This is a genomic window from Rhodococcus sp. NPDC057297 (genome assembly GCF_042667435.1).
GTDB lineage: Bacteria > Actinomycetota > Actinomycetes > Mycobacteriales > Mycobacteriaceae > Rhodococcoides.
This window is the reverse complement of record NZ_JBHUZE010000001.1, coordinates 583314-598357: the sequence shown is the minus strand read 5'-3', so window position 1 is coordinate 598357 and position 15044 is coordinate 583314. Positions and strand designations below refer to the sequence as shown.

At 66.1% G+C, this 15044-nt stretch carries 13 protein-coding genes; 9 read left to right on the top strand and 4 right to left on the bottom strand.

The window, feature by feature from the left end; genetic code table 11:
• Positions 1-177 precede the first annotated feature (177 nt).
• The 5 genes from ACFULT_RS02790 to ACFULT_RS02770 are packed head-to-tail and all read left to right on the top strand — an operon-like array spanning position 178 to position 4586.
• Positions 178-897: a glycosyltransferase gene (locus ACFULT_RS02790; protein WP_378480543.1), complete on the top strand. Its 720-nt coding sequence runs from the start codon at positions 178-180 to the stop codon at positions 895-897.
• A complete protein-coding gene (locus ACFULT_RS02785; protein WP_094719972.1) occupies positions 894-1856 on the top strand; it encodes an acyl-CoA/acyl-ACP dehydrogenase in 963 nt (320 codons plus the stop codon). Before ACFULT_RS02790 ends, ACFULT_RS02785 begins: the two co-directional genes overlap by 4 nt.
• The gene (locus ACFULT_RS02780) at positions 1850-2629 is read left to right on the top strand and encodes a PIG-L deacetylase family protein (RefSeq protein ID WP_094719973.1); all 780 of its coding nucleotides are present in this window, start codon (positions 1850-1852) and stop codon (positions 2627-2629) included. Before ACFULT_RS02785 ends, ACFULT_RS02780 begins: the two co-directional genes overlap by 7 nt.
• Positions 2626-3300 carry an SAM-dependent methyltransferase gene (locus tag ACFULT_RS02775; RefSeq protein ID WP_094719974.1) on the top strand — a complete coding sequence of 225 codons (675 nt, stop codon included), beginning with the start codon at positions 2626-2628 and terminating at the stop codon, positions 3298-3300. Before ACFULT_RS02780 ends, ACFULT_RS02775 begins: the two co-directional genes overlap by 4 nt.
• 11 nt (positions 3301-3311) lie before the next feature.
• The gene (locus ACFULT_RS02770; protein WP_241483745.1) at positions 3312-4586 is read left to right on the top strand and encodes an EAL domain-containing protein; all 1275 of its coding nucleotides are present in this window, start codon (positions 3312-3314) and stop codon (positions 4584-4586) included.
• Between the two features lie 10 nt (positions 4587-4596).
• On the opposite strand, the gene ACFULT_RS02765 is transcribed toward ACFULT_RS02770, so the two are convergent.
• Complete coding sequence (locus ACFULT_RS02765) at positions 4597-5439, bottom strand: GAF and ANTAR domain-containing protein (protein ID WP_378480542.1); 843 nt, start codon at positions 5437-5439, stop codon at positions 4597-4599.
• A 20-nt stretch (positions 5440-5459) separates the two neighbouring features.
• Positions 5460-6503 carry a putative zinc-binding metallopeptidase gene (locus tag ACFULT_RS02760; protein WP_378480541.1) on the bottom strand — a complete coding sequence of 348 codons (1044 nt, stop codon included), beginning with the start codon at positions 6501-6503 and terminating at the stop codon, positions 5460-5462.
• A gap of 325 nt (positions 6504-6828) precedes the next feature.
• On the opposite strand from ACFULT_RS02760, the gene nhaA reads away from it, so the two are divergent.
• Entirely contained in the window at positions 6829-8685 is a 1857-nt protein-coding gene (gene nhaA / locus ACFULT_RS02755) for a Na+/H+ antiporter NhaA (protein WP_378480896.1), read from the top strand.
• A 13-nt stretch (positions 8686-8698) separates the two neighbouring features.
• On the opposite strand, the gene ACFULT_RS02750 is transcribed toward nhaA, so the two are convergent.
• The gene (locus ACFULT_RS02750; RefSeq protein WP_378480540.1) at positions 8699-9778 is read right to left on the bottom strand and encodes a DNA polymerase domain-containing protein; all 1080 of its coding nucleotides are present in this window, start codon (positions 9776-9778) and stop codon (positions 8699-8701) included.
• A gap of 1 nt (position 9779) precedes the next feature.
• On the bottom strand, positions 9780-10823 hold the full coding sequence (locus ACFULT_RS02745; protein WP_094719977.1) for an ATP-dependent DNA ligase: 1044 nt from the start codon (positions 10821-10823) through the stop codon (positions 9780-9782).
• 182 nt (positions 10824-11005) lie between these two features.
• On the opposite strand from ACFULT_RS02745, the gene ACFULT_RS02740 reads away from it, so the two are divergent.
• The 3 genes from ACFULT_RS02740 to ilvD all read left to right on the top strand — a co-directional run bounded on the left by ACFULT_RS02740 (position 11006) and on the right by ilvD (position 15034).
• On the top strand, positions 11006-11623 hold the full coding sequence (locus ACFULT_RS02740) for a hypothetical protein (RefSeq protein ID WP_037109447.1): 618 nt from the start codon (positions 11006-11008) through the stop codon (positions 11621-11623).
• Between the two features lie 48 nt (positions 11624-11671).
• Entirely contained in the window at positions 11672-13171 is a 1500-nt protein-coding gene (locus ACFULT_RS02735) for an MFS transporter (RefSeq protein WP_378480539.1), read from the top strand.
• A 156-nt stretch (positions 13172-13327) separates the two neighbouring features.
• Entirely contained in the window at positions 13328-15034 is a 1707-nt protein-coding gene (gene ilvD / locus ACFULT_RS02730) for a dihydroxy-acid dehydratase (RefSeq protein ID WP_037109451.1), read from the top strand.
• The last annotated feature ends 10 nt before the right edge of the window (positions 15035-15044 follow it).

Genomic DNA, 15044 nt, shown 5'->3' with positions numbered 1-15044 from the left:
ATGTTTGGATTGTGCCACTACGGGGGACCATCTAGCGGGTCTATCGGACCCGTCAATTCTCCGTCGAGCCACCGGCGGCTCACACAATGCCGCCTCCGACGCCTGTACGAATCGTTGCCCCTGGTCACCGCGGCCCGGGGCCTGTTCTCTCGTATGGGGACGGAACGGCTTCCGCGGATGGGGGTCGAAGTGTTCGACAAGCAAGCGCCGATCGAGCGCACTGTGGTGGTTGTGCCGGTTCACAACGAAGAGGCACTTCTCGACTCGTGCCTGTCCGCGCTGGTCAGGTCGTGTGAGCAGGTCGACATCGACGTCGACCTCGTCGTGGTTCTGGATTCCTGCACCGACACCTCCGCCGACATCGCCGCGACGTGGGCCGACAAGGTCGATGCCACGGTCCTCACCATCGAGCGACGCAACGTCGGAGCAGCCCGCGCAGCCGGTTTTCTGTCGGCCACCGGACCCGCAGGCAAAGCACAGGACAACACCTGGTTCGCGACGACCGACGCCGACAGCACCGTCGGACTGGAGTGGATCTCCTCGCACCTCGCTCACGCAGCGCAGGGTGCGCATGCCGTGGCGGGGACCGTCGTCACCGAGCTGGATTCGCCCGCGTTGACTCTGGTGTACGACGCCGGCTACCGCCACAGGTCCGGCCATCGCCACGTGCACGGCACCAATCTCGGACTGCGCTCGGACGTGTACTGGACCGTCGGCGGATTCGGAGCACTGACCACCGGCGAAGACGTCGACCTGATGGCTCGGGTCGAACGCGCGGGCGTACCGGTTCTCTACTCGTGCGATTCGCCCGTGCTGACGTCGTCGAGGCGCTCCGGCCGAGCACCCGACGGGTTTGCCGCTCACCTGCAAGATCTCGAATTGGCCATCGCCCGATGACGGTCGACGGTAGCTCGCTCGTCGAGCGTCTCAAGCGGTTCGTCGCCGACGAGGCACCCGAAATGCCGCTTCCCGGATCGGGTTTCACCGACACTCGCTGGTTGACGCTCGCCGGACTCGGCCGCGAGGACACGGTTCTCGGGCGTCTGGCCGAGGGCCACGCCGACGCAGTGGCCATTCTCGCCGAACTCGGCGGCCCGGCTCCGAGCCGCGGGCAGATCTGGGGCGTCTGGGCGGCGGAACCGCCGTCGCCGGTGCTCGAGGCGGCGCAGGGCAAGAACGGGTGGAAGCTCACCGGCGTCAAACCGTGGTGCTCGGGCGCTCATATCGTCACGAATGCCCTCGTCACTGCCCGTGTCGGAGATCGATCGCGGTTGTTCGCCGTCGACATGACACAGGACTGGTGCTCGCCGATTCCGAACACGTGGCACGCCGTCGGGATGTCTCGAAGCGACTCCGGGACAGTGCGTTTCGACGGTGCGAACGCGGTCCCCGTCGGCGAGATCGGGTCCTACGTCGAACGCCCGGGCTTCTGGCACGGTGGGCTCGGCGTGGCTGCGGTGTGGTTCGGCAGTGCCTGCGCCGTCGCCGATACGTTGCACGCGGCCGCGCAATCGAGTTCCGATCCGCACACCATGGCTCATCTCGGCGCGGTGGCGGCATCGCTCGGCGCCGCGTCGGCAGCGCTGACCACCGCCGCAGCGGAGATCGACGCCGATCCCACCGACTCGGAGGCCCGCGGCAGCACCAGAGCACGGATCGTCCGGGCGATCGTCGAGAGCGCCGCGACCGACACCATCGACCGAGTGGGCCGCGCGTTGGGCGCCGCCCCGCTGTGCGCGAACGGTGAGCATGCACGCCGCGTCGCCGATCTGACCGTTTTTCTACGCCAGAGCCATGCCGAGCGCGATCTCGCAGCGCTGGGCCAGGAGATCGCGAAGGAAGAGTCGCCATGGTAGCCGCCGCCGAACACACCGACACGCAGGAAACCAGAACGTTCGACACCGTCGACGACCCGGGCACACCGCTCGAGGTGTGGCGGCAGTGGACACCGTCGTTCCCGCCGCTCGATCTCGGTCGATGCCGCGAGATGATCGTCGTCGCGCCCCATCCCGACGACGAAGTGCTCGGTGTCGGTGGCCTGATGTCGCTCGCCGCCGCGTCGGGCATCCGGGTGTCCGTCGTGGCCGTCACCGACGGCGGCGCGTCGCATCCCGGCTCGCCGACGATGTCCGAGGCGCAGCTGATCGACGAGCGGCCGCGTGAGGCGAGGCGCGCTCTGACCGAACTCGGTCTCGACGTCGACCCGATCCGGCTCGGCTTCCCGGACGGCGAGGTCGCCGAGCACGAGGACGAGCTCGCGCGGGCGCTCACCGAGCTGTTGTCCGGTGGACAGGGCACCTGGTGCCTGACGCCGTGGCGCGGCGACCGTCACCCCGACCACGAGGCGACGGCGCGGGCATGCCTGACGGCGTCGAAACGCGTCGGGATCGCGGTGCTCGAGTACCCGGTGTGGATGTGGCACTGGGCGTGGCCGGATCATCCCGAGGTTCCCTGGGGTCGCGCACTGGGGATCACTCTGGACGATCACACGGCCCGAGCGAAAAAGGCCGCGGCGCACCGGTTCACGTCCCAGATCCAGGACCTGTCGGACGATCCGGCCGACCGGGCAGTACTACCCCCGCATATTCTGGCGCGTTTGCTTCGATCCGAGGAGGTGGTCTTCGCATGACGGACGGCACTCTGCAGAAGGACTATTTCGACGATGTCTACGACGGCAACGACGATCCGTTCCGGCTCGGAAACAACTGGTACGAGGAGCGGAAATACGCTCTGACGTTGGCCGCGTTGACCGAGCCCCGGTATCGCCGCGCGCTCGAACCGGGCTGCTCGGTCGGAATACTGACCGAGAAACTGTCGAGCCGGTGCGACGATCTGACGTCCACCGACATCGTCGCGTCGGCGTTGGAGACCACGCGGGCTCGTCTCGACGCACGCAGCGGCGAGTCCGACGGTCGGGTTCAGCTGCGCGAATGGTCGCTCACGGACTCGTGGGACGTCTTCGACGAGGTCGGTCCGTTCGATCTGATCGTGCTCAGCGAGGTGGGGTACTACCTCGGCCCCGCCGATCTACGCGCCGCCCTGGGCCAGGCGGTGGCGCATCTCGAGCCCGGTGGAACGCTTCTCGCGGTGCATTGGCGACACCTCGTCGCGGACTATCCGCAGACCGGTGACCAGGTGCACGACGCCATCGGGGCCACCGACGGACTGGTCCGTATGGGCGGTTATGTCGACGAAGATGTGATACTCGAAGTGTTCGCTGCGGAGTCGTCCGCACGGAGCGAGTCGGCGGAGCCGACCGGAAGACCGGAATCGGTCGCACGACGTGAGGGTTTGATATGAGTGGGACTGAGATGAGCGACAGAATGACCAGCGGCGAGACCGCGACGCGCACCTATCGCGGTGGCGCACTCGAGGACCTGCTCGGACCGAACAGTCTGCACACCGACTTCGCCCCCATCGTCGACCTGATGACCCGTGAGGTGATCGGGTACGAAGCCATCGTCATGGGACCCGAGGATTCAGCGTTTCGCGAGCCTGCGGCCCTCGCGTCGGCGGCGCGGGCGATGGACATGACCGTCGACCTGGACCTCGTTCGCTGGGCCGGCGCCGTCGAGGGTGCCGCACGCCTCGATTCGCTTCAGGGGCTGCCGCTGTTCATCGCGATCGACCCCGACACACTGCCGTACCTCCCCGACCGCGGAGACGTCGACGCAGGCTCCGCCGTGTTGCAGCTGGACGAGACCTCACTGATCCGTCGACCCGCGCAGTTACTGCGCGCGGTGGCCGACGTCCGCAAGCTCGGCTGGGCAATCGCCGTCGACCACGTCGGGGTGAAGCCGGAATCGCTGGCTCTGCTGCCACTCCTCGAACCGGATGTGGTCAAACTCGATCGCAGCTTGATCACCCAACGTCCGAGCCGGTTCACCGCCCGAGTCGTCAACGCCGTCGCGGCGTACACCGAACGCACGGGCGCGATCGTCATGGCCGAAGGAATCGACACCGAGGACGCCGTCGGGACCGCCATCGCGCTGGGCGCACGCGTCGGGCAGGGCCGGTTCTTCACCGAGCAGAACCCCGTCCCGGTAGAGCCGTCGAAGCGGCTGTCACCGTTGGATTTCCGCACGTCACCCGAGCGCGGATCGCTTCCGCGTTCCTCGCCGTACCAACTGGCCGCGGCGGGACGCGATTCCAAACCGTCGACCAAGCGTCTTCTGGTGGAGGTCAGCAAGGGGCTGGAGTCCATTGCCGGCCAGAGCCTGCAGACCGCCGTCATCCTCGGCTCGTTCGAGAGCCGGGAACATTTCACGCCACTGACCGCGCGACGCTGGGAGGTCATGGCGACGAGAGCCGCCCTCGTCGGCGCGCTCGCCGCAGGCATCGATCCCGAGCCCGCGCCGCGCGTGCGCGGAGCGGACCTCGACCCCGACGACCCGGTACGGCTCGAATGGGTGGTGGTCGTGCTGTCTCCGCACTTCTCGGCGGTGCTGGCGGCGAAGGACATGGGAGACACCGGACCGGACATGAACCGGCGCTTCTCCTACGTCCTGAGCCACGACCCGCAACTGACGGTCGACTGCGCGCGAAGCCTGCTGCTGCGGCTTCCGGTGGAACGTACCGGGCTCTGACCGATACCGATCAGCCCTCGGCCTGTCGTTTCCGGGTCATTCCTGCAGGCTCCACTCCTGCCCTGGTCGTTCCTGCAGGCTCCACTCCTGCCCTGGTCGTTCCTGCAGGCTCCACTCCTGCGTAACTCTCGGCGTCGGCGACAACCCGGCCCGCCAGTTCGGCCAGACGCGTGTTGGTTTCCTGGGAAAGCTTGGAAAGCAACGCGAACGCCTCCTGCGCACCCAGCTTGTAGCGTTCCATCAGCATGCCCTTGGCCTGGCCGATGATGTCGCGGGAGGTCAGCGCTGCGCGAATCTGCTGCTCCTCCTTGGCGCTCGAGAACGCGATGGCCGCGTGCGCGGCGAAGAGCGATCCGATCGACTCGGCGTCCTCACCGAACGCATCGTGACGGGTCGAGTGCAGGTTGAGAGCACCGAAGTTGTGGCCCTCGACGTACAACTGAAAGCAGATCATGCTGCGCACCCCCAGCGCCGACGCGGCTGCGGCGAACCGTGGCCAGCGTCGATCGGAGTCCATGTCGTCGATGCGGATGGTTCGCTGTTCGACGGCCGACTCCAGGCACGGACCTTCGCCGATCTTCTGCTGAATCGCGTCGCACTGACCGGCGAGGTCACCGGTCAGTGCGGCGCTGTGTACGAATTTGCCGCGCAGCACCGTCGTGATGCTCGCCGCTTCGGCGGCCGGGACGTTCATGACGGCCGACTCGGTGATGGCGGCCAGTGTCCGGTCCGGGTCTCCGTGCTCACGGCGAAATTCCCTGGCCACCGTCGCCAGACGCTGACTCAGATCGAAGTCGGCCCCGGTCGTCTTCGGGACGTCCGCGCCGAGAACCTGCTCACTGATGACAACCACCTCCGCCGAGATTTTACGACTCAGAGTTCGCCGGGTGCGATGAGCTGGTGCACGAATCGCATTTTGTCCAGCACTGTGGGCGGCAACACGAACGGGTACAGATCCTGGTGGCCCATCGAGCGGTTGATCTGGTTGAGCGCCCAGGACAGCGGTAGCCACCACTCCACGATCTGATCGAAGCCGACGTCGCCTGGCAGTGGGCTGTCCAGCGTCGATCCGGCCGGGGCCATGCCGAAGGCTGCGGCTGTATCGAGGGTGTCACGAATGTGCAGGTAGTGGGCGAATGTCTCGGCCCAGTCCTCGGCCGGGTGCATCGTCGCGTAGGACGACACGTAGTCGTCCTCCCAGTTCTCCGGCGCACCCTCGTTGTAGTGCCGGTCCAGTGCCGCCTGGTAGTCGGTGTCCGGATCTCCGAACAGTTCCTCGAACCGCGGTCGGTGTTCGCCCGTTCCGACGAGGACCATCTGGAAGTAGTGGCCGATCTCGTGGCGGAAGTGTCCGACGAGGGTGCGGTACGGCTCGGACATCGACACTCGGAGCTGTTCGCGGTGGACGTCGTCCCCCTCGGCCAGGTCGAGCGTCACCAGTCCGTTGGCGTGGCCGGTCATCACCTGCGTGTTGGCGCTCGACAGCAGATCGAACGCGAGACCGGTCTCCGGGTCTTTGTCACGCCCGTCGATCGGGAGACCCAGCTCGGTGAGCTCGAGAATGACCCGGCGCTTGTTCGTCTCCGCGTCGGCGTAGGCGACCATCGCATCGACGTCGTCGTCCGCGGGGCGTGTTCGGGTGAGTCGGCAGGAGAAGCACAGTTCCTCGCCGGTCGAGGTGTCGACGAGCCAGTTGCACCTGGCTGTGCCGAGGTTGGCGCACACCTTCCAGGTGACGTCGACATCGCTGCCGGGTGTGGTGATGTCGATCTCGGCGGCACCGTCACCGTCCGTGTCCGGGAGCGGCAACAGGGCGCGGGTGGGAAGGTGGAACCCCAACGCACTGTGGCAGTTGAGGCACAGTGAGTTCTCGAACGAGAGTTTCTGACCGCACTTGCGGCAGATCAAAGCACGCATGATCCCGACTTTCATTGCTCAGGTGCCTTGGTCGACTTCAGGCCCACCAATGCTCGACTGCGAATATGACGGTATCCCGTCGGTTTCGGTACGTCGGAGATAACAGAATAATCACGATACGGTCACGGGGCACCGGAACGGTGGAAGCTTTCTTCCCGTCGGCGCGTTGCGTGGTGTGCGCAGCGACCGAACACGCTGCGCAGAGTCAGGTCCACCGGCTGGACCACCGATCGAGGGGATTTCTTCAACCGATGAGCACGCTTCCCTTCCCCGGACCTCGCACCTGATGGCCGACATGACACCGACGGTCTCGCCCGTACGGCGACTGGCCCAGCGCATCACCGACACCCTCGGCCCCGGAAAAGGAATCGCCTCTCGCGGAGCGGGCGGTAGCGAGACCCTTGCCGCAGGGGTCCTACTCGGAGCGACCCTACTCGCACTGTTGTGGGCGAACTCGCCCTTCGGTGACTCCTATCAGAGCTTCTGGCACACCGAACTCTCGATCACCGTGGGTGGCCACGGTATCTCGCTCGATCTCGCGCACTGGGTCAACGACGGCTTGATGGCGTTGTTCTTCTTCGTCGTCGGTCTCGAAGTCAAGAGAGAGTTCGCGATGGGCGAGCTCACCGACCGCTCTCGCGCGAGCATCCCCATCGTGGCCGCGCTCGCAGGACTTGCCGTCCCCGCGGTCCTGTTCCTGGTCCTCAACCCGTCCGGTGAGGCCGCGGGAGCCTGGGGCGTCGTCATCTCGACCGACACCGCGTTCGTCCTCGGCGCACTCGCGGTCATCGGGCCGAAGAAGGCCGCGCGCCTGCGCATCTTCCTGTTGACACTCGCCGTCGCCGACGACGTCGGCGCGCTGGCCATCATCGCGTTCTTCTACACCGACAAGGTCGAGATCGTTCCGCTGATCCTGGCGTTCGTCGGTCTGGCCGCTATCGCACTGCTCCGACGCATGCAGGTGTGGCGCGGAATCGGCTATCTCGTCGTCTCGTTGGCCACGTGGGTCGCCTTCTACGAGTCGGGCGTGCACGCCACGCTCGCCGGAGTCATGATCGCACTCATCCTGCCGGTGTACCCGCCGAGGCGCAGCGAGGTGGAACGCGCAGCCGACCTCACCCGAGCGTTCCGCCAGTCGCCCAATCCCGAGTACGCCCGCGCGGCGAGGCTAGGCCTCGACCAGGCTGTTTCTGTCAACGAACGTCTGATGCGGCTGTATCAGCCCTACACCGCGTTCCTGATCGTGCCGATCTTCGCCCTCGCCAACGCGGGCGTCGTCCTCAGCGGCGACACCCTGCGTGCCGCCGCCACGTCACCGTTGACGTGGGGCATCGTCGTCGGCCTCGTCGCCGGCAAGCTCATCGGAATCACCAGTGCAGCAGCAATTTTCGCCAGGATGAAACCGACGGCCCTGGCGCCCGGTCTGACGATCTCACACATCGCGGGCGGTGCAGCACTGTCCGGAATCGGATTCACGATCTCGCTGTTCATCGTCGACCTCGCCCTCGACGACGAGTTCCTGGCCGACCAGGCGCGCGTCGGCGTACTGGCCGCGTCCGTCGTGGCAGCACTGCTCGGCTGGCTGCTGTTCCGTATCGACGCGCGAATCCATCCGCCCAAGCAGGAGGTGTCGCATCGGATCCTGCGCCCGGTGGACGCCAAGCGCGATCACATCCGCGGTCCCGTCGATGCACCCTTGACCATCGTCGAGTACGGCGATTTCGAATGCCCGTTCTGCAGCAAGGCAACCGGAAGCATCAAGGAGGTTCGGGCCCACTTCGGTGACGACGTCCGATACATCTTCCGGCACTTGCCCCTCGACGACTACCACCCGCACGCGCGGTACGCAGCCCATGCCAGCGAAGCGGCGTCGGCGCAGGGGAAGTTCTGGGAGATGGCGGACGTCCTGTTCGCGAACAGCGACGCACTCACTCCCGACGACATCGACGACTACGCCGAGGATCTCGGTCTGAACACGGACCGGTTCTCCGAGGATCTACGTACCGGCGATTACGTGGTTCGAGTGGAGGACGACGAGCTCGACGCCGTGTCGAGCGACGTCGAGGGCACCCCGACGTTCTATCTCGGCCGCGGGGACACCGACCTGATCCGGCACACCGGGCCCTACGATGCCGCCTCGCTCATCCGGGAACTGACACAGCTGCGACCATCCTCGACCTGACGCGGCTCCGCACTCACAGACGGTTGCCGTCGTCGTCCCAGTGCTCGGCGACCTTCTTCGACGGTTGAACGCGAGGAGGTTCGCCGGGCATCTTGGGGTAGTCGGGCGGGAAGTTGAGTTCGCCGCCCGGCAGGGTCTCCCAGAGTTCCAGCAGCGGGTCCAGCGAGTAGGCCTGCTCGTCCATGTCCGCCCACGGATCGCCGTCGGACAGGTAGTCGGGGATCGTCACCAAGTTGTACTCGCGCGGGTCGGAGATCTCGGCCAGGTGCGCCCACGTCATCGGCGTGCTCACGGGCGCACCGGTCTTCGCCCGTAGGCTCCACGCGCTCGCGATGGTCCGATCCCGGTTGTTCTGGTTGAAGTCCAGGAAGATCCGTTCCCCGCGCTCTTCCTTCCACCAGTTGGTCGTCACCCCGTCGTCGCGGCGCTCCAGCTCACGTCCCAGCCCGATGGCGGCGTGCCGCACCTGCTCGAACGTGTACGACGGCGTGATCCTGACGTAGATGTGGATACCGCGGTTGCCGCTGGTCTTGGGGTATCCCTTCAGCCCCAACTCCTCCAGCAGTTCACGGGTCACCTCGGCCACGCGCTGCGCGTCGGCGAACGTCGTCCCGGGTTGCGGGTCGAGATCGAGCCGCAACTCGTCGGGGTGGTCGACGTCCGGGCGTCGCACCGGCCAGGGATGAAACGTCAACGTACCCATCTGCGCGGCCCACACTGCGGACGCCGGTTCACCGGGGCACAGTTCCTCGGCGGTCCGGCGGCTGGGGAAGGCGATCTTCACGGTCTCGATCCACTCGGGAGCGCCCTTGGGGAGCCGCTTCTGATAGAAACCGTCGCCCTCCTTGTCCTGCGGGCCGAGGGCGAGACGCATCCCGTCACGGAAACCGTCGGGCCACCGTTCCATCGCGGTCGGTCGCTCGCCGATCGCTCTCAGAAGTGGTTCACCGACGGCGGCGAAGTATTCGCACACCTGCAGTTTGGTGATCTCGGGCGTGACGTCCGTTGCCGCGTAGATCACGCGGTCCGGGCTCGATACTCGCACTTCTCGGTCACCTACCTGCACGAATGCGGGCGGCGTCTTCGCTGCCATATTATTTGCCCCCGGCGATCACGTCGGCCACGTCGTAGCTGACGGGCACGTCCAGCTGTTCGTACGTGCAGGACTTCGGATCCCGGTCCGGTCGCCACCGTAGGAAGCGTGCGGCGTGCCGCAGCCGCTCGCCTTCCATCTGGTCGTAGGCGACCTCGATGACCCGCTCGATGCGCAGCGGCACCCAGCTGCGGTCCTTGTTCGACGTCCACCGGTTGGCTTCGGCGGATTTCGGTTCTTCCCCGGTGCGCAGCGGCTGCAGTTCTTCGAGGATTTCGACGCGCCGCTTGTCGGTGAACGCCGATGCGCCGCCGATCATTCGCAGCTCGCCGTTGTCGTAGAGGCCGAGCAGCAACGACCCGATTCCGTTGCCGGATTTGTGCACTCGGTATCCGATCAACGCACAGTCGGCCGTTCTGGCGTGTTTGATCTTGATCATCTCGCGCTTGTTCGGTAGGTACAGCCCATCGAGTTTCTTGGCAACGACTCCATCGAGCCCAGCGCCTTCGAAACGCTCGAACCAATCCTGTGCGGTCGCCGCATCGTCGGTCGTGCTGGTGACCTGGCAGCGATCTCCACCCGCCATCGCCTCGAGCAACTTCTCCCGACGGAGGGAGAACGGCTCTTCCGTCAGGTCGGTCGAACCGATCGCCAGAAGATCGAACGCGACGAACATCGACGGTGTCTTCTCCGCGAGCATGCGCACTCGCGAATCGGCCGGGTGGATGCGCTCGGACAGCGCGTCCCAGTCCAGCCTCGTACGCCCGTCCCGCTCCCGCGGCACGACGATCTCACCGTCGACGACGATCTTGTCCGGCAGTTCCGCCAGGACGGCCGAGACCAGCTCGGGGAAGTAGCGGGCGAGGTCCTTGCCGCCGCGCGAGCCGAGGATCACCTCGTCGCCGTCGCGGAAGACGATGGCACGAAATCCGTCCCACTTGGGCTCGTACGACCATGCGGGCTCTCCGCCCTCCGGCTGTGCGGGGACGGTCTTGGCGGCTTTGGCCAGCATCGGTTGCAGCGGCCACGCGATCGGGAGGTCCACGAGAGCAATACTGCCCTAGTGGAACCGCGGAGGAGTACCTTCTTCCGCCGCAGGTGACCACGAATGTTCGCCTCAGCGTTCACTCGAGTCACACCTGGTCTCACGAAATCCGGACGGACGGGATATTTTTGATCCGATCTTTCGTGCTCGGATCCTCACCTTCATAGAACAAGGAACGGTCAATGCTCCCCCTCAGTCAGAAGTTTCGCGGCGCAGCGATTGCTGTGCTGGCATGTAGCGCTGTCGTGCTCGCAGGCTGTAGCAGCACCGTCACTCCGCGGGCGATCCCGGCCGCCGACGAATTGGTCACGTCGACCACCCAGACCAGCTCGTCTGCGCCCACCACGGGCGGAGCGCCGGCGCAGCAGGGCGAGGACACCGGCGGTGACGTCGACATCGATGTCGAGATCGGTGAATGCGTCGACCTCGGTGGCACCGTCGACGACGCCACCATCGACAACGCCGCATGCGGCAGCGTCGATTCGAACTACAAGGTGATCGGCAAGGCCCCCACCAACGCCGAGTGCATCTCCGACGCCGACCAGTACTACTACGAGACGTACGCGGACATCGAGCAGGGCGCACTGTGCCTGGACATCGACTGGGTCATCGGCGGCTGCATGGACATTCCGATGGACGACGATCCCGAACGCATCGACTGTGGCTCGCCCGGGTTCGATTCCGTCCGCGTCGTGGAGATCCTCAGCGGAACCACCGACGTCGACTCCTGCGATCTCCAGGCGACGAGCGGTTTCCGCTACCCGGAACGCAACTTCGTCGTCTGCGTGGAAGATCTGTAGATCGGTGTAAGACTTCCGTCATGACGGTGCTTTCATGACGGTGCTTCCATGACGGGGGCCGAGTCGGTCCGATTGAAGACTCCGCGGGGACGCTGGATCGTCGCCGCGACGGTTCTGGGGTCCTCGCTGGCGATGCTCGACGCGACCGTCGTGAACGTGGCGCTGCCGGACATCGGCCGGGATCTCGGATCCGGCGTCTCGGGACTGCAATGGACGGTGAGCTCTTACACCCTGACGTTGGCGTCGTTCATCCTGCTCGGCGGCGCGCTCGGTGACCGCCTCGGCAGGCGGAAGGTCTTCGTCTGGGGCACGGTCTGGTTCGCTGTCGCCTCGGTCCTGTGTGGTCTGGCGCCGAACATCGAGGTACTCGTCGCCGCGCGATTGCTGCAGGGCGTCGGCGCGGCGTTGCTGACGCCGGGAAGCCTCGCATTGATCTCCGCGTCCATTCATCCCGACGATCGAGGCGCTGCCATCGGCTTGTGGTCCGGCCTGGGCGGCGTCGCGTCCGCCGTCGGGCCTCTGCTCGGCGGATGGTTGGTCGACGTGGCCGGGTGGCGATCGGTCTTCCTACTTAACATTCCGCTTGCCGTCGCCGTGGTCCTGGTGGCCGTCAAGCATGTTCCCGAGAGCCGCGACCCTCATGCGGAAGGGACGCTCGATCTGCCGGGTGCAGGCGTCGTCGCTCTCGCGCTCGGCCTGCTCACCTACGGCTTCATCGACGCGTCGTGGTGGGTGGTGGCGGCGGGCGTGCTCGCGGTCGGAGCGTTCGTCGTCGTCGAGCTGCGTACGTCGAATCCGCTCGTTCCTCCGTCGCTGTTCGCGTCGCGCGTCTTCCTGGCTGCGAACTTGGTGACATTCGCGGTGTACGCCGCGCTCGGCGGGGTGTTCTTCCTGCTGATTCTGCAACTCCAGTTGGCGCTCGACTACTCGCCGATCGCCGCAGGTGTGGCGACTCTGCCGATCACCGCTCTGATGCTCGTGCTCTCCGCGCGAGCCGGACGGGTGGCGCAGCGCATCGGGCCCCGTGTGCCGATGACTGTCGGGCCGCTGGTCGCCGCCGCCGGACTGCTGCTGATGCTCCGTATCTCGCCGGACGGGGCGGGAGTGGAGCCTGCAGGAACGACCTCATGGGCGGGAGTGGAGCCTGTGCGCACGAGCCGGTCGACGTACCTCGTCGACGTGCTGCCGGCCGTCGTCGTGTTCGGGCTCGGCTTGTCGATCCTGGTCGCGCCGCTCACCGGCGCCGTCCTCGGAGCCGTGTCCACCGACCGCGCGGGAATCGCATCCGGCGTCAACAACGCCGTCGCCAGAACCAGCCAGCTACTGGCCGTGGCCGCCCTACCTGGCCTGGTGGGAATCGCAGGCGCCGACTACGACCGGCCCCAGACCTTCTCCGACGGCTTCCACACGGCCATGATCGTCTGCGCCGGCCTGCTCGTCGTAGGTTCCCTCATCGCCGCAGTCATGGTCAGGGGTCCTTCTCGCAAGGACCCCACCTACACCTGCGACCCGTCGTCCCCGGCGCTGAGCCCGAGGGAGCAGATTTAGGAGGGCAGGAGTGGAGCCTGCGGAACGACCCGGGTCAGGGCAGGAGTGGAGCCTGCGGAACGACCCGTTGGAGGCAGGAGTGGAGCCTGCGGAAGGACCCGGATTAGGCTGACCGTTACGGATACAGCCCATATCCGAGATCAGGTCAGGAGAGCTATGTCGACCGAGAACGATTCGCCGGACGTCAAACCGCGGAGTCGCGACGTGACCGATGGTTTGGAGAAGACCGCTGCGCGAGGAATGTTGCGTGCTGTGGGGATGGGTGACGAGGACTGGGGGAAGTCCCAGATCGGCGTCGCGTCGTCGTGGAACGAGATCACTCCGTGCAACTTGTCCTTGGAGCGCCTCGCGAAGGCGGTCAAGGAGGGGGTCCATACCGCGGGCGGGTATCCGCTCGAGTTCGGCACCATCTCCGTCTCCGACGGTATCTCGATGGGCCACGAGGGAATGCATTTCTCGTTGGTCTCGCGTGAGGTCATTGCCGACAGTGTGGAGACGGTGGTCAGCGCGGAGCGCCTCGACGGCTCGGTGCTTCTGGCCGGGTGTGACAAGTCGCTGCCCGGAATGTTGATGGCCGCAGCGCGATTGAATCTCGCGAGTGTGTTCCTGTACGCCGGTTCTACGCTTCCCGGTTTCGCGACGCTGTCCGACGGTAGTGAGCACCAGGTGACCATCATCGACGCGTTCGAGGCTGTCGGTGCGTGCTCTCGTGGCCTGATGTCCCGCGAGGATGTCGACACCATCGAACGCGCAATCTGTCCGGGCGAAGGCGCCTGCGGCGGAATGTACACCGCCAACACCATGGCCAGTGCCGCTGAGGCTTTGGGAATGTCGTTGCCTGGCAGTGCTTCTCCGCCTGCGCCCGATCGTCGACGCGACGGGTACGCTCGCGCCAGCGGCGAAGCCGTCGTCGAACTTCTCCGTCGCGGTATCACCGCGCGAGACATCATGACGAAGAAGGCGTTCGAGAACGCGATCGCCGTCGTCATGGCCTTCGGCGGATCGACCAACGCCGTGCTCCATCTTCTCGCCATCGCCCACGAAGCCGAAGTGGAACTGACGCTCGACGACTTCCGACGCATCGGCTCCAAGGTGCCGCACCTCGCGGACGTCAAACCGTTCGGCAAGCACGTCATGACCGACGTGGACGCTATCGGCGGAGTTCCCGTCGTCATGAAGGCGTTGCTCGACGCCGGGCTCATGCACGGCGATTGCCTGACGGTCACCGGAAAGACGGTGGCCGAGAACCTCGCTCACATTGCGCCGCCGGATCCCGACGGCAAGGTGCTGCGTGCGCTGGAAGAGCCGATCCACCCGACCGGCGGCATCACCATCCTCGAAGGGTCACTGGCCCCGGGTGGCGCCGTCGTCAAGTCGGCCGGTTTCGACTCCGACGTGTTCGTCGGCACTGCTCGAGTTTTCGAGCGTGAACGCGCCGCGATGGACGCGTTGGAGGACGGCACGATCTCTGCGGGCGATGTCGTCGTCATTCGATACGAAGGACCCAAGGGCGGACCGGGAATGCGAGAAATGCTCGCGATCACCGGCGCGATCAAGGGCGCGGGACTCGGCAAGGATGTCCTGCTCCTGACCGACGGCCGATTCTCCGGCGGTACAACGGGACTGTGCGTCGGACACGTCGCGCCGGAAGCCGTCGACGCCGGACCCATCGCCTTCGTTCGCGACGGTGACCAGATTCGCCTCGACGTCGGAAAGGGAACCCTCGACCTCCTCGTCGACGACGCCGAACTCGAATCCCGTAGGGAAGGTTGGGCACCTCTACCTCCCCGCTACACCCGCGGCGTCCTGGCCAAGTACGCCAAGCTCGTCGGCTCCGCATCCGATGGTGCAGTACTGATCTAGCGTGTCCCCC

Bases quoted from the DNA above. Each gene is read 5' to 3' on its own strand.
- ACFULT_RS02790 (WP_378480543.1), top strand. From the start codon at position 178: ATGGGGGTCGAAGTGTTCGACAAGCAAGCGCCGATCGAGCGCACTGTG.
- ACFULT_RS02785 (WP_094719972.1), top strand. From the start codon at position 894: ATGACGGTCGACGGTAGCTCGCTCGTCGAGCGTCTCAAGCGGTTCGTC.
- ACFULT_RS02780 (WP_094719973.1), top strand. From the start codon at position 1,850: ATGGTAGCCGCCGCCGAACACACCGACACGCAGGAAACCAGAACGTTC.
- ACFULT_RS02775 (WP_094719974.1), top strand. From the start codon at position 2,626: ATGACGGACGGCACTCTGCAGAAGGACTATTTCGACGATGTCTACGAC.
- ACFULT_RS02770 (WP_241483745.1), top strand. From the start codon at position 3,312: ATGAGCGACAGAATGACCAGCGGCGAGACCGCGACGCGCACCTATCGC.
- ACFULT_RS02760 (WP_378480541.1), bottom strand. From the start codon at position 6,503: ATGCGTGCTTTGATCTGCCGCAAGTGCGGTCAGAAACTCTCGTTCGAG.
- ACFULT_RS02750 (WP_378480540.1), bottom strand. From the start codon at position 9,778: ATGGCAGCGAAGACGCCGCCCGCATTCGTGCAGGTAGGTGACCGAGAA.
- ACFULT_RS02740 (WP_037109447.1), top strand. From the start codon at position 11,006: ATGCTCCCCCTCAGTCAGAAGTTTCGCGGCGCAGCGATTGCTGTGCTG.
- ACFULT_RS02735 (WP_378480539.1), top strand. From the start codon at position 11,672: ATGACGGGGGCCGAGTCGGTCCGATTGAAGACTCCGCGGGGACGCTGG.
- ilvD (WP_037109451.1), top strand. From the start codon at position 13,328: ATGTCGACCGAGAACGATTCGCCGGACGTCAAACCGCGGAGTCGCGAC.